The organism is Mesorhizobium sp. M1322, from assembly GCF_040318085.1.
In the GTDB taxonomy this organism is placed as follows: domain Bacteria; phylum Pseudomonadota; class Alphaproteobacteria; order Rhizobiales; family Rhizobiaceae; genus Mesorhizobium.
Window position 1 is genome coordinate 15230 of the sequence record NZ_JAMYLP010000075.1, and the last position, 13412, is coordinate 28641.

The following is a 13412-nucleotide window of genomic DNA, read 5'->3' on the forward strand; positions in this document are numbered from 1 at the left end:
CTTCGGAGACAGACCATGGACTGGACCAAGGGACGCGGCCGGCAGATCCTGATTGCGGGTGCGGTGGGGGCCTTCGCCCTCCTGCTTGGCATGGAGGCGGTGAGGGAGGATGAGGTGGTGACCCTCACCGAGCTGTTGACGGAAGCGGCGGGCATTGCACTTCTCGTAGGCTGCTCGGCCTGCGTTGCGCTCCTGTCCTCGCGCCTGCGGGAGCAGGAAGCGGAAAGCTTCGACATGCGCGATGAGATTGCACGAATCCGTGAGCGCGACACGCAGTGGCGGGCCGGCCTGGATGACCATTTCCAGGAACTCGGCGCCGCCATCCAGCGCCAGTTTGCGGCTTGGGGTTGCACCCAGACGGAGCAGGAGGTCGGGCTCCTGCTGCTCAAGGGCTTCAGCCACAAGGAGATCGCGCGAATCCGGGGAGCAAGCGAAGCGACCATTCGCCAGCAAGCGACTGCGCTCTACCACAAGGCTGAGCTCTCGGGCCGCGCGGCGCTCTCTGCCTATTTCCTCGAGGAGTTGCTTCTGCCGCCGGTGCCGTCGAACTCCTTGGGGGCTCGCAGCGGCCTTGCTCGTCCCGAGATGTCGAGCCGGCCGGCCGCATCGCGCCGGGCGTAGCGCGGAGCTAGCTCCAGGGTCACGGGCCATGCGCTTTCTTGCCTCAGTTCTCACCGGCCTGGGGTTGCTTGTATTCTCAACTCCAGTACTGGCCGAAGATCCAGTAGCGGAGCTGGTCGAGGGCTGCGCGGCGCCCTGTGTCAGTTACGAACTATCTACGGAACTTCAAAACGACTGGATTTTTGCGGCCGATCCGTCATTCCTGACATCCGACGTGCTTCAACCGACACTCACAGCCGATTTGCTTTTCGCGCCGACGGACTATCTGCAACTGGAGACTTCCATCATCACCGAGCCGGTGGTGGACTCGGCGCCCGGCGAGAATACGGTTCTTGAAGGAATTGGCACCTACGTAGCCGAACTGTATACCGTGATCGAGGCAGGTCCCGCTACCACGCGGGCCGGAAAATTCGATACGATCTTCAGTCTCGCCAGCGAAGTCGCGCCAGGGATCAATGCCACGGAACTGGTGTCGGATTTCGACGCGGACGAACGTCTAGGCGGGGAAATTGCCCTCCGCTTCGAAAACCTCGGGTTGAACCATGCTTTGGCAGCGACTGCATTCACAAGCGATCGCACGATCCTCAGCGAGTCGCTCTTTACCAACCGGGGCCGGACCAGCCTGTCGGATGGCGGCGCGGGCAACACAAAGGGCGTGTCGTCGTTCTCGGTAACTCTTGATGGCTGCGAAGGTTCGGAAACAGCCGATTGCTATTTGGACGGCGAATTTGGCTACAGGTTCGGCTTTCGGTATCAGAGGGCCGGGCATCCTACCGAGGAGGACATCGAAGACGACGTTAAGCTTGGTGACGAACTTGCCTACCTCGCCGCCGCGTCCAAGAGTTTCGAACTGGACGAAATGACGGTCAGGCTGCTGGGCGAAATGTCCTATCTTCGGCATTTTGACGGCCGCCAGGACGATGCCCTGGTCGTCACGGGCTCCGCCGCGCTCGACGTAGACTCCTTAACCTATATCGCGACCTACACGGAGCAGACGAACCTGGTCGCCGGAGGTCCGGATACCCGCGATTACCTAGCTGATTTCGAGGTCATATATTCGTCCGACGACAATACGCCGTTCGTTGGATCAAAATGGCAACTCGCTGCCGCCTATACGTTCGCGCGGAATGCGGATCACGAAAACGCTCACATTCTCAGCGTGCGTGCGGTGTTCGATTTCAGCGGAGGTGTGGAGTTCGGCAGGTAGACTGCCGCACGTCGCACGGAGATAAGTGCCCCAATTGCGTTCACGCATGATGGCCAAGGCGTCCCTTGAAGAAGCCCGTGAACGCCAAAATTGCCCTCCGTCGTTTTGGTCCGCCGCTGGCCAGCTTCAAGGCTTCACGCCCTCAGATACTCGACTGCAGTCCGTGACCGGGAAAGCTGTCATGCTAACTGCCGCCGGCAGGGCACTCACATCCGTAGGATGTGCCGTCTAGGGCTTTGAAAGGCTGAGTCTTTTTACCCGTCACGCCTGCCGGATTCCCGTGAGGCGGGAGCCAAGCCATGCTGGGGACCGCGGCGAGCGTCCGGCCGCGGACGCGCCCGCGACGCGATCCACCTCGGAGGACATTCCCATGGCCATTTTACCCGACTTCTCCGCCGCCACGTTCGGCAATTCCACGAACATCGACAACACGTTCTTCCCGCTGCCCGGCGGGACCATCAACAGCTACGGCGCCGCGCTTATCGATCCCGAGACCGGCGAGGAGGAGACGGAGCGCAACGATCACTTCGCCACGTTCGAGACGAAGATCATCGAGGGCGTCGAGACGGTCGTCGTCCGCGATACGGCCTATGCTGACGGCGTTCTCGTCGAGGACACGCTCGACTGGTACGCGCAGGCCGATGACGGCAACGTCTGGTATCTGGGCGAGATCGCGACGAACTACAACTACAACGACGAGGGCGAGTTCATCGGGACCGACTTCGGCGGATCGTGGGAGGCAGGCGTCGACGGCGCCGCGCCGGGCTGGATCATGCGCGCAGCACCGATGCCGGGCGACAGCTATTTCCAGGAGTTCTACGCCGGCGTGGCGGAGGATGAAGGCGAGGTGATCGCAACCGGCCTCGACGTCGAGACCGACTTCGGCTCCTTTCACGGTGTCGTCAAGATCCTCGACACTTCTGGCCTGGAGCCCGGCGTGGGCGCCTACAAATACTTCGCGCCCGGCATCGGCCTGGTGTTGGAGGAGGAGGTGGTGCTCTCGGAGGATGAGCCCGAGCTCGTCATCGAGATCAGGAACAGGCGCGAGGTCGACGTTTCCGCCCCCGTCGATCCGACGGAGCTCGCCTTCGCGGGGGATGGCACTGCCAAGACCATCACCTTCATCAGCGAGGACGCGAGCACCAACGCTGCGATCGGCGCTTATACTTTCGACACGGCGACGGGCGAGATCGGCGAGGCGCGCATCCTCTTCGCCGACACCGAGGATGTTAAGGCAGGCACCAAGGCGACGATGGCAGTCGCGGCCGGGCAGTCGCTCGGCCTGTTCCTCATCCCGGATGTCGAGGAACTCGGCCTCGATCTCGAGGACTACGAGAACGGTGGCCTCTTCTTCCGCGACTTCACCTCAGGTGATGTCGCCGACGTTTACGACGGCGACGACGCGACGACCTACACGCCTGGCCCGGCCACCATCTACGACCGGGTGGCGCCGGTCGTCACCGACGCCGACGGCAACCTGCTGCCGATCCGGGCGTTCCATTCGGTCGGCAACCGCGACGGCTTCAACTTCCTGAACCCGGTGGCCGGCGAGAACGCCCTTGCAAGCGATATCGACGACGGCCTCGCCGGGGTCGAGGTGGTGAGCTTCGAAGATGGCCTGGCCAGCACCGAGGACTTCGACGGCGATTTCGACGATGCTTTCGTTGCAATCAGCGATGCGCCGCTCAGCAGCGAGACAGTCAAGGCCTTGGTCGAGGCGACTGGCATCAGCCGCCTGGTCGGCACTGACGGCCAGGATCGGCTCGTCGGAACCGATGAGGACGATCAGCTCATCGCGCTCGACGGCAACGACGTGATCCGTGGTAGCGGCGGCGACGACCAGATCGAGGCCGGCGACGGCAACGATCGTGCATATGGCGGCGCCGGCGATGACGAGATCTCCGGCGAGGAGGGGCACGACCGGCTGTTTGGCGACGAGGGCGACGACGAGATCGATGGCGACGAAGGTCGCGACAGCATTCAGGGCGGTGCGGGCGATGACGAACACGCGGGTGGCGAGGGTAACGACCGGCTCTGCGGCGGCGATGGCTTCGACGAAATCAAGGGCGGTGAAGGCGACGACCGGCTCCGGGCCGGCGGCGACGGCGCGCGGATGTCCGGTGGCGCGGACGACGATACCCTCTTCGGCGAGGCCGGCGCCGAGGACGTCTTTGTCTTCGACCTGATACCTTTCGGCAGTGACCTGATCCGGGGCTTCGAGAACGGCGCCGATCGCATCGAGATCGCGACCTATACGGGCGTCGAGAGCTTCGAGGACGTCGCCGTCACGCAGGACGGACGGTCGACCGTGCTGAGCTTCGCGGAGGGAACAGTAGAGATCGCCAATTTCGACTCCGCGCTGATCAATGCCTCCGATTTCTTCTTCGTCTGACGCGCGGGCAGGGCGCGGTCTCCCTGGCGCGCCCTTGCCCCATCGGCTGGAAGGAGTCACCTGCAAGCGCTACAAGCGCAGCATGGCTCGTGAAGTTCTGATTAATAATAAGGAATAGGGCCGCATGGGCCGGCGCCGCTTGCTCCGCGGTCATTGGCCCTAAACTTGCGGCGCCTCTCCCGAAAATGAACCGGATGCTTGGCGCGAGCGCCAAAAAAGCCTCTGTCAAAGGAACCATGATGTCCGCTTCAATTGCCCCGCAACCTTTCAATCAGCGAAAGAGACTTCTTGTCGTCCAGGGCTTGAGCATCGCGGCGATCGGATCGCTGTTGTTCTCTCGACCAGGCTGGGACGAAGCATCGACCCTTCATGAACTTATCGAGATGACAGGCTTTGTCCTGATCCTCGTCTGCATATTCGGAAGATTGTGGAGCATCCTATATGTCGGGGGCCGGAAGAACACCGAGTTGGCGGTAAACGGGCCATACTCGATCACTCGCAATCCCCTGTATCTGTTTTCAATGATTGGAGCATTCGGCATCGGCCTCATGTTCGGGTCGATCATCGTTGCCGTCGTTCTCGGAGTGTGCACCTACGCGGTTTTCGGGATGACCGCCAGAAAGGAAGAGGCGTTTCTTCTGGGAAAGTTTGGCCCGAAATACGACGCGTATGCGGCCAGAACACCACGGTTCTGGCCCAAACTATGGCTTTATCACGACGAGCATCAGCACACGTTCTCCACGAAAGCGCTAAGAAGCACATTCTTCGATGCTCTCTATTTTCTCGCGGTCTTTCCAGCCATCGAAGGCATCGAATACCTCCAGGTGATCGGTTATCTGCCAACCTATTTCTGGCTATTCTAATCCCAAGGTCGAGGCAATCCGCCGTCGCCAACTTGCCTACCATTTAGCCTTTGTAACCCACTAGAACCGCGCCTGTTGCGATCAATATAACACCTACCCAATTCGACAACGACAAGTGCTCCTTGAGGAATGTCACTCCGAACATCGCCACGAGCACGACGCTCAGTTTGTCGATAGGGGCAACGCGTGCCGCATCTCCCAATTGAAGCGCACGGAAATAGCAAATCCACGACGCACCTGCAGCAAGCCGCGACAGGACGAGGAACAGGTAGGTCCTGCTCGAAATAGAGCTAAGCGGCTGGAACTGGTTGGTGGCCGCAAGGATCGTCCCAAGGACTAACAGAATAACAATGGTACGGATGAAGGTGGCGAAGTCCGAGCTAACGTTCTCCACTCCGACCTTGGCGAAAATAGCGGTCAGAGCGGCGAAGCAGGCCGAGAGCACCGCCCAGGACTGCCACGAGAGGAGAAGGTACTTCACACTTCTTACCTGGAACCGGCGCAGATCATCCGCAGTCGCCATATCCGGCGGTCGGCCAAGGAAGCTTGCGAACCGTCCGACATCGCGGATGTAGTTACGCTGCGTCTCCTGGCTGAACCGGCGCATGGTCATGTCGTCGATCAGCCGCTGGCGCAGCGGACTGATCGGAGCATCGAGAACAGGATAGGGCATGGTCAGGCTCCTTGTTGAAGAAGCCCGTGATGCTCTGCCCCAGCCGAACGACGCTCAATGCGGGCGCGGCAACCGGATCGTGACCGCTACCTTACCGCGCGCCCATCCCGCGCAGCGGGCTCGTTCACCGGCCAATCAACGACGTTCGAGACCTTGATGCTAGGCGAGGGTGGAGGCAGGTCCCCAATCACCCCCCCGCCAACCGCGGCAACAAAAAAATCTCCGCCCCCGGGGGCAGCTCCTTCGACCACGTATCGCGATAGATCACCCCATCGATCGCCACAGCAATCCCGCGGTCGATGTAGGGCTCGAGGCCGGGATACTGCTCAGCCAGCTTCCTGAACAGCTCCCGAATGTCCTTGGCCTCGATTTCGACCTTGCTGTTGCCTCCGGCGAGCGCGCCAAGCGATCCCCAGAGCGTCACTTCGACCATCAGCCTCCCCGTTCCGCCTCGATCGCCGCGAGAATCCGCGGCGGCGACATCGGGATATGCGTCATCCGCACGCCCGCGGCGTTCGACACCGCATTGGCGATCGCCGCCAGCGGCGGCACGATCGAGGTCTCGCCGACACCACGCACCCCGTAAGGATGGTTGGGATTGGGGATCTCGAGGATCTGCGTGTCGATCATCGGCAGGTCCGAGCAGACCGGGATGCGGTAGTCGAGGAAGCCGGGGTTCTGCAGCCGCCCGTCCTTGCCGTAGATATACTCCTCGTTGAGCGCCCAGCCGATGCCTTGCGCCGCACCCCCCTGGTACTGCCCCTCGACATAGGTCGGATGTACCGCCTTGCCGGCGTCCTGGACGACGGTGTAGCGCAGGACCCTGGTGGCGCCGGTCTCGGGATCGACCTCGATATCGCAGATATGGGTGGCGAAGGAGACGCCGGCGCCGTCGGCGACGAGCTCACTGTGGCCGGCGATCGGCCCGCCGGTCTTGCCCGACGCGGCCGCGATCTCCTTGAGGGACAGCGCCGCAAGGTTGCCGTACTTCTCGCCTTTGGCAATCGCGTGGCCCTTTTCCCAGACCACGTCGTCGACGGGAATGTCCCACATCTGCGCGGCGCGCTCGCGCAGGATCTTGATGGCGTTGCGGGCGGCCGAGATCGTCGCCATCGAGGAGGAGAAGGTGCCGCGGCTGCCGTCCGTCATGTCGTTGTAGCCGAGGCTGGAGGTGTCGGCCACCACCGCCTTGACCTGCTCATAGGCGATGCCGAGTTCCTCCGCGGCCACCAGCGACAGCGACGCGCGGGAACCACCCACATCGACCGTGCCGACGGCAAGCGAGACCGAGCCGTCCATGCCGATGTTGAGGTCGGTGCAGGTCTGGCCACCGAAGTTGAACCAGAAGCCGCAAGCCATACCGCGGCCCTGGTTCTTGCGCAGCGGCGCCTTCATGTGCGGATGGATCTTCGCCGCTTCCAGCGTCGGACCGATGCCGATCGGGCCGTATACCGGGCCGTAGGACGATCTGGTGCCTTCCTGGGCGGCGTTCCTGATCCGGAACTCGACCGGGTCCATGCCGATCTCCTTGGCCAGTTCGTCGACGGCACTTTCCACCGCAAACGCCGCCATCGGCGCCGACGGCGCGCGATAGGCCGCCGTCTTCGGCCGGTTGACCAGAACTTCGTAGCCGACCGTCCTGACGTTCTCGAGCCTGTAGCAGGCGAACGCCGTCATGGCGCCGATCTCGGCCCACATGCCGGCATAAGGGCCGCAGGAATAGCGCAGCGTCGCCTCGGCCGCGGTGATCGTGCCGTCCTTGCGGGCGCCGATCTTGACGTCGATCGAGGTGGCGCTGGTTGGGCCGGAGGCGCGAAACACCTCGTCGCGCGTCATCACCAGCTTGACCGGCCGTCCGGCCTTGCGCGACAGCGCCAGCGCCACCGGCTCGGCCCAGACATGGGTCTTGCCGCCGAAACCGCCGCCGATCTCCGACGAGGTGACGCGCAGCTTGGAAGCTTCCATGCCAAGCAGTTGGGCGCAATGCTGGCGATAGACGAAATGGCCTTGCGTGCAGACCCAGAGATCGGCGGTGCCGTCCGAGCTGACATTGGCCACGCAGGCATGCGGCTCGATATAGCCCTGGTGCGTCTGCTCGGTCTTGAAAGAACGTTCGACGACGAAATCGGCCTGGCCGAAACCTTCATGGATGTCGCCATGGCCAAACTGCGTGCGCTTGGTGACGTTGGAAGGCTTGACGGGCTTTTCCTCTAGGCCCTCGGTGAAGATGGCGTCGTTGAGTAGGGGTGCCGTGTGCTTCATCGCCTCGTCGACATCGGTGACATGCGGCAGCACCTCATAGTCGACCTCGATCAGCTTCAGCGCCTGCCTCGCCGTGCGAGCATCGACCGCCGCGACCGCCGCCACCGCATGGCCGTCATAGAGCGCCTTCTTGCGCGCCATGCAGTTGTCGAGGATGTCGTACATGGCAGCATCGCCGTCGGTGAGGTCGGGCAGGTCGGCCGCGGTGATCACCGCCTTCACGCCGGCGAGCTTCTCCGCCTTCGATATGTCGATCTTCCTGATTTTGGCGTGGGGGTGCGGGCTTCGAAGCACGCGTCCGACCAGTTGCCCGGCCATGTTGAAGTCCGAGCCATAGCGTGCACGGCCCGTCACCTTGTCGACGCCGTCGGGGCGGATGGGACGCGTGCCGACTGCGGTGAAATTGCGTCCGGAATAGCGCGGATCGAAGTTCATCGTCATGCTCCCTTCATCACGCTTGCCGCGTCCTGGACGGCGCGCACGATCTTGTCATAGCCGGTGCAGCGGCAGAGGTTCCCGGCGAGGCCGAAGCGAATTTCCTCCTCGGTCGGGTCGGGGTTCTTGGCCAAAAGGTCCTTCGCCGCTATCAGGAAGCCCGGCGTGCAGATGCCGCATTGCAGCGCTGCGTGCTCGAGGAACTTCTGCTGCAGCGGATGCAGCCTGTCGCCATGCGCCATGCCCTCGATGGTCTCGACGCGCCGGCCTTCAGCCTCGGCGCCAAGCACCAGGCACGAGCACACCAGCCGGTCGTCGAGGATGATGCTGCAGGCGCCGCAGTCGCCGGTGCCGCAGCCTTCCTTGGCGCCCGTCAGCCCGAGGCGGTCGCGCAGCACGTCGAGCAGCGTTTCATCCGGCTGGCAAAGGTACTCGACGTTGTCGCCGTTGATTGTCGTTGAGACTGCTACACCAGCCATTATTTGCCTCCTGCGCGTGCATAGGCGGTCGTGGCGGCCCGCCTGGCCAGCACACCCGCAACTTTTCTTCTGAATTCGACGGTGCCCCGCTTGTCGTCGATCGGACGGCAGGCCCCGGAGCAGACCTTGGCGAGCCGCTCAAGCGCTGCCTCGTCCAGCTTCCTGCCGATGAGGGCCTCGGCGGCCTCTTCCACCAGCAGCACCGTCGGCGCGACGGCGCCCAGTGCCACGCGGGCCGATTTGACGACACCTTGCTCATCGAGCGTCAGGTTCACCCCGGCGCTGACCACGGCGATGTCCATCTCCGTGCGTGGAATGAAACGCAGATAGGCATCGCCGGAGCGCGGCGCTTGCCTGTCGAGCAGGATCGCCTCGATGATCTCGCCCTTGGCGAGCGACGTCTTGCCCGGCCCGGTCGGCACCGCCTCTACCGCGACGGTGCGCCTGCCTCCCGGCCCGATAATCGATGCCCTGGCACCGGCGGCCACCAGCGCCGGCACGCTGTCGGCTGCCGGCGAGGCGTTGCAAAGATTGCCTGTTATGGTGCAGCGTCCCTGTACCTGCTTGGAGCCGATCAGCTTGGCCGCTTCGACGACGCCCGGCCATTCCCTGTTCAAGGCCGCGCTCTCTCCCATCAGGGCGCAGGAGACCGCCGCACCGATGCTGAAGCCCTCCGCCGTTTCCCTGATCTCACCCAGTCCGTCGATCGCCTTGATATCGACGATCAGGTCGGGCTCGATAAAGCCGCCTTTCATCCTCACCAGGAGGTCGCTGCCTCCGGCGAGAATGGCGGCCGTGCCAGACGAGCCGGCCAGCTGGCCAACGGCATCTTCCATTGAAAGCGGACGTATGTAGCGCATCGTCTCCCCTTGATCATCGCAATTCTGTCGGCCTGTTATAGAGCCTTGGATCAAAATGGTCATCCGGTTCTGCATCAGCAGCGATTAGGCCAGGCGCCGCAAGACAAATAGCAACATTCCACCATCTCTGACGCCGGTGATTAGCCACAGGCCCATGCCTTCGTCATCCCAGGGTCTGCGCCGCGTCGCTTCGCTCCTTGCTTCGCCCTGGGATGACGAAGGGATGGATGCATCAGCCAACCATAGAGGTTTGCGATTCGCCACGGGAATTATCGATGCTGCCGATCGCCGATCTGTCTAAATCACTGTCCCAAGGAACTACTCGCCGTCAGACGCCGGCTCATGGCTGCTTTCCACCTGTCTCGGCGATTGGCGGCAGCCGGCGATCGAGTTTCGACTTAGAGCGACGGACCTCAAGTCGAACCGCGCTTGCCGGCTCGATCCCAACTCAGGACGCCTGCGCTCAACTCAGGGCGCCGGATTGAACTGGAGCAATTTGAAACAATCGCCGCTTCCCGACTTCAACTGCGTCAGGAAGGGTTTCGACCGGGCGATCCATTCCTGGTGCGACCTGGCATCGGCTTCGATATCGTTGACCGGTCCAAGGTTGACGAAGCTGCGCCCCTTGCTGAAAAGCCAGCACGCACGGCCGAGAAGTCTCCTGCTGCGCTGGCGCAAGAGGTCGGCATCATAAAAGATGTCGAGCACCTCCTGCTTGATCTTTGCCTCCTTTTCAGGATTTGCGATCGCAACCGCGATTGCGTCTCCGCCGATCGCATCCTGCAGGTCCTTGTAGTCGAGGGCGAGTTGAGTGGTGGCATATTGGATCTCGCTCTCATCCCGCACGATGTTGAACCACAGCGCGGGATCGAGTTCGTTGACGACGAACGATGCTTCGAAATCGCGCGATAGGTTCAGGATCTCGAACGCTTGAACCTCGACGTCGCGCTCAACCAAAAGGATCTCGGCGACCTGCTTGCCGAGTTCCGCCCCGTGGGCGCTGATCGCGGCATTCGTTCCACCGAGCTCCGGGCTGATGTAAGGCCCGCCATCATCCAGCAGCGCATCGAATTCGCCAAGGTATTCGACGACGGCAGCGCCGCGAGCAATGCGCGCGGCCAGTTTGGCGAGAACCAGCTGGAGCTCCGTTTCGCGTTTGCGCTGGTCCTGATAATTCTGCTGAAAAAAGAAGATGAACAGAGAAACGCCAATACCGATCAGGATCACGCCAAGCTGGGAAAAGATGTTGCGATAATATTCCAGCAGCTTTTCACGATGGCGCATATCGTGGCGCACGCTGTGTGCCACACGAATATTGACGATCAGCGAAAGGATCAGGAGCCCGGCACCAACGAGGATGAGGCCGCCGATGAGGAAATAGCCATGGCCTGAGAAGGTGCTGAAATCCATGCGTTTGCCAGCTCGCTGAAGCCCGAGACCGCGCAGACTAATACCATTTCGCCTCAGTACCTACATGTTCGTAGCGGGCGTCAACATGCGAGCCTTCATTGGTCGCGGTGATTTCTGGCAACGTTGCCACCTCCCGTAAGCCATCTTGCATCGAACCAGCGGTCTGCCGGCCCGTCATAGGGCAGCCGGTTGACATCCCAGTGGCTGACGAAGCGCGCGTAGGCGTCCCACACCGGTGGACCGCCGCCGATAAAGACGATACGGCCGGCAAAGCGCTGGAGCGTGTCCTCGGGATCCATGCTGGAGCGAACGACGACAAGTTCCCGATCCGCGCGAGCAAAATCCGGAATGCTTGCGATCGTCTTGGGACCGGCGAGCAAGACGTGCCCTCTCGTGAGATCGAAAAATCGTGCAACGTCGGCGACAAACTCCGGCGACCGGTTGCCTTCCCATGGGAGGCCGCCTTTGAGGCCGAGCTGCCCCGCCTGGCCGATAGCACAGACAACCCTAACGACAGTCTTCTTCATGAGTACTCCACCGATAGCCGGTCTGATCGCATTAGCGACGTTTGCATCATGCGGCGCAAGTGTTTCAGTAAGGCGTTGCGTCCGGCAACCGGCTCAAACGCTAGCATTTGCCTTCATCTCTCAATCGATCGCGCTACTCGTTCGCCGTGCATCTTCAAATGATTTGAAGGGGGCCAGGGGTGCGCCTATCGCGACCCTCGACGTTCACTTTGATGTACCAGCGACCGTCCTCCGAAGAGCGCGCTCGCCTAATACTTTAGTTGTAATCTCTCGCGTGTTTGATATCGTTACGGTGGGAGGAATTCAAATGGCAGTGGAGTGCACATCTGCGCCCCATATGGGCGTCTTTTCAACCATTGAACTGGATCTCTTGAGGGGTGTGGTTCGGGAAATTTTGCGGTCCGGCGAAGCGGAGCTTGACAACGCGGACGCCGAAATGATCGCGCGCGTGGTCATCGCAACCTACAAGGACGGCGCGGGTCGCGAGGAATTGCTTGAAGCCGCCCGGATTGCCGCTAGGCGCTGCGCTCTCGACCATTTTTACGATCGAGCAGTCGGCTTGTTCGCATAGGATTTCGCATCTGACGCAGTTCAGGGCGGAGTTGCTCGTTCTTGCTCCGCTGGCAATTCGCGCGCCGCGCTTTCGGCGGCCCTGCCTTCACCCGCCACCCTTCGCCGACTTCGTCGCCCCAAACCGCAACCCGTCCATCAGCAGCGAGACCAGCCGGCGCGAGCGGTCGCGCCAGTCCTTGGTATCGGGCGCCGAATAGATGCCGCCCAGCGCGTGCAGCACGTCGGAACTGTCGACGTCGCTGCGGATCGAGCCGTCGGCCACCGCCGCTTCGATCAGCTGCCGTAAAGCGAGTGTCACCCGGCCGGACATGTCCGAGAATAGGGCTGAATTGGTGTTGAGCAAGATACGCAGGCTTGTGGCCAGCCCGCGCTTGGTGGCGATGTAGTCGACGAAGCGCTGCATCCACTGTTCCAGCGCGACGTCGGGCGGATGGTGAAGGGCGAGCTCGTCGGCGGCCGCGCACAGGCTTTCCACTTCGCGCCGGTAGACCACCTCGACCAGATGCTCACGCGTCGGAAAGTGCCGGTAGAGCGTGCCGATGCCGACGCCGGCGTGGCGCGCGATCTCCTCCAGCGAGGCGTCGACGCCATGCGTGGCAAAGGCCACTGCCGCGACCTCGACCAGCGCGTCGCGGTTGCGCTGCGCATCAGCGCGCAGCGGTTTTGCCGCTGTCGCGTCGGGCTTGTCTTTGGCGGTTGCGGGCGGCTGCGAAGCCAAATTTTTCTCCACTGCGAATACGGGGCTTGAACCCGACCGGTTCAAGCCCCACGTAATAAACGGAGGCGCCTCCGTTTTAGTGGAGCACCTTTATCATATAATCAGGGGAACCGGTATGTCACGTGTTGAGAGCTTGCAAGCCGGCGAGAGCGTAATCTCCCCCCTTGAGGGGGAGATGTTGCCGAAGGCGACAGAGGGGGTCGGTACGACCGGGCGCGGCCTCCTGCGGCAGATGGAGGTTGGCGCTCTATGCGAGGCGACCCCCTCTGGCCGCTTCGCGGCCATCTCTCCCTCAAGGAGGCCTTTGCACAGAATCGGATTGGTGATTCCGTTCGCAAGGAAGATAGGGAGATGATTCGGATGGTCGATCGTGTGCTTGGTCAACTGAGCCT

At 62.2% G+C, this 13412-nt stretch carries 13 protein-coding genes; 5 read left to right on the top strand and 8 right to left on the bottom strand.

The features are described 5' to 3' along the window. Positions 1 to 15 precede the first annotated feature (15 nt). The 4 genes from NKH12_RS22960 (at position 16) to NKH12_RS22975 (ending at position 5083) form a co-directional block, all read left to right on the top strand. Positions 16 to 621 carry a helix-turn-helix transcriptional regulator gene (locus tag NKH12_RS22960; RefSeq protein ID WP_352955229.1) on the top strand — a complete coding sequence of 202 codons (606 nt, stop codon included), beginning with the start codon at positions 16 to 18 and terminating at the stop codon, positions 619 to 621. A gap of 28 nt (positions 622 to 649) precedes the next feature. After that, positions 650 to 1828, top strand: coding sequence for a hypothetical protein (locus NKH12_RS22965; protein WP_352955230.1), 1179 nt, complete (start codon positions 650 to 652; stop codon positions 1826 to 1828). Positions 1829 to 2198: 370 nt separating this feature from the next. Further along, on the top strand, positions 2199 to 4220 hold the full coding sequence (locus NKH12_RS22970; protein ID WP_352955231.1) for a calcium-binding protein: 2022 nt from the start codon (positions 2199 to 2201) through the stop codon (positions 4218 to 4220). Between the two features lie 185 nt (positions 4221 to 4405). Beyond that, positions 4406 to 5083 (top strand): methyltransferase family protein, encoded by a 678-nt coding sequence (locus tag NKH12_RS22975; protein WP_352955232.1) that lies wholly within the window; start codon positions 4406 to 4408, stop codon positions 5081 to 5083. 43 nt (positions 5084 to 5126) lie between these two features. Here NKH12_RS22975 and NKH12_RS22980 read toward each other — a convergent pair whose 3' ends face one another. The 7 genes from NKH12_RS22980 to NKH12_RS23010 all read right to left on the bottom strand — a co-directional run bounded on the left by NKH12_RS22980 (position 5127) and on the right by NKH12_RS23010 (position 11729). After that, entirely contained in the window at positions 5127 to 5756 is a 630-nt protein-coding gene (locus NKH12_RS22980; protein ID WP_352955233.1) for an EamA family transporter, read from the bottom strand. A 187-nt stretch (positions 5757 to 5943) separates the two neighbouring features. Continuing rightward, positions 5944 to 6189 (bottom strand): MoaD/ThiS family protein, encoded by a 246-nt coding sequence (locus NKH12_RS22985; protein WP_352955234.1) that lies wholly within the window; start codon positions 6187 to 6189, stop codon positions 5944 to 5946. Next, positions 6189 to 8453, bottom strand: coding sequence for a xanthine dehydrogenase family protein molybdopterin-binding subunit (locus tag NKH12_RS22990; RefSeq protein WP_352955235.1), 2265 nt, complete (start codon positions 8451 to 8453; stop codon positions 6189 to 6191). Before NKH12_RS22990 ends, NKH12_RS22985 begins: the two co-directional genes overlap by 1 nt. 2 nt (positions 8454 to 8455) lie before the next feature. Further along, positions 8456 to 8932 (bottom strand): (2Fe-2S)-binding protein, encoded by a 477-nt coding sequence (locus NKH12_RS22995; RefSeq protein ID WP_095521021.1) that lies wholly within the window; start codon positions 8930 to 8932, stop codon positions 8456 to 8458. Further along, positions 8932 to 9792 carry an FAD binding domain-containing protein gene (locus NKH12_RS23000; protein WP_352955236.1) on the bottom strand — a complete coding sequence of 287 codons (861 nt, stop codon included), beginning with the start codon at positions 9790 to 9792 and terminating at the stop codon, positions 8932 to 8934. The genes NKH12_RS22995 and NKH12_RS23000 overlap by 1 nt, the downstream gene beginning before the upstream one ends. Before the next feature lie 468 nt (positions 9793 to 10260). Beyond that, positions 10261 to 11202 (bottom strand): hypothetical protein, encoded by a 942-nt coding sequence (locus tag NKH12_RS23005; protein WP_352955237.1) that lies wholly within the window; start codon positions 11200 to 11202, stop codon positions 10261 to 10263. Between the two features lie 95 nt (positions 11203 to 11297). Further along, positions 11298 to 11729 (bottom strand): dihydrofolate reductase family protein, encoded by a 432-nt coding sequence (locus tag NKH12_RS23010; RefSeq protein ID WP_352955238.1) that lies wholly within the window; start codon positions 11727 to 11729, stop codon positions 11298 to 11300. 274 nt (positions 11730 to 12003) lie between these two features. On the opposite strand from NKH12_RS23010, the gene NKH12_RS23015 reads away from it, so the two are divergent. Further along, a complete protein-coding gene (locus NKH12_RS23015) occupies positions 12004 to 12300 on the top strand; it encodes a hypothetical protein (RefSeq protein ID WP_352955239.1) in 297 nt (98 codons plus the stop codon). Between the two features lie 87 nt (positions 12301 to 12387). Here the strand turns inward: NKH12_RS23015 and NKH12_RS23020 are convergent, their stop codons facing one another. Next, positions 12388 to 13020 carry a TetR/AcrR family transcriptional regulator gene (locus NKH12_RS23020; protein WP_352955240.1) on the bottom strand — a complete coding sequence of 211 codons (633 nt, stop codon included), beginning with the start codon at positions 13018 to 13020 and terminating at the stop codon, positions 12388 to 12390. Between the last annotated feature and the right edge of the window lie 392 nt (positions 13021 to 13412).